The following is a 750-nucleotide window of genomic DNA, read 5'->3' on the forward strand; positions in this document are numbered from 1 at the left end:
ATTCTGTAAGAACGTTTCAAAGGCTTCCCAAAAGGGTTCTTTTCCTTCATAGAGAAAATGCCTTTTATTTCGGAGTCTGACTCGCTTTCCGTTTTCTTTCCATCCCTCGTGCACAGCGGCGAATTTCAACTCCCATCCACGCTTTTTCTTTTCTTGGCTCTTCACATATAATCCATCTACTTCGACGAACAATACCTTTTGAAAAGGGCGTTTTTCCTTAGCGGGAAGTACGTTTGTTTGAAGAAGATGTTGCCGTAATGCTTCATGGCTCATCGCCGAATAGCCTAAAAATTGTTCGAACGTTTCCACCGCCTTTCGATAGGAGGANGCGGGAAGGACGCTTGTTTGAAGAAGATGTTGCCGTAATGCTTCGTGGCTCATCGCCGAATAACCTAAAAATTGTTCGAATGTTTCCACCGCCTTTCGATAGGAAGAGCCATTTGTCGCTAATTCTAACCCCCATTCTTCTAATAGTGGACTAAACCCTTTATTCCCTTGAAACTGTAAATAGTGATCTAACAGACAAATATATTTTTTGGTTACACGATCGAAATAATAATTACGCTTCAGCTCCACTGCTCCAAACGCTGTATCTACTCGTATTTCTCGTTTATCTCGTAAAGCAAATCTTCTTTTGTCTCGTTGCTGGGCAATCTCTTGATCCCAATTTTCTAACGTTTGAACAAGGATTTCTTGAAACGTCATTTGGAGTGTTCGAAATAAAGTTTTTTCCAATTCTTTTAATGATGG

At 40.6% G+C, this 750-nt stretch carries 1 protein-coding gene and 1 pseudogene; both read right to left on the minus strand.

From position 1 onward, the window contains the following. On the minus strand, window positions 1–327 hold a 327-nt coding region (locus tag QQZ16_RS08895; RefSeq protein ID WP_284561300.1), incomplete at both ends, for a UPF0236 family transposase-like protein. Between the two features lies 1 nt (window position 328). Then, window positions 329–705, minus strand: a pseudogene (locus tag QQZ16_RS23235) (UPF0236 family transposase-like protein); the annotation flags it as partial. Between the last annotated feature and the right edge of the window lie 45 nt (window positions 706–750).

It is taken from the genome of Bacillus sp. T2.9-1 (assembly GCF_950097965.1).
In the GTDB taxonomy this organism is placed as follows: domain Bacteria; phylum Bacillota; class Bacilli; order Bacillales; family Cytobacillaceae; genus Niallia; species Niallia hominis.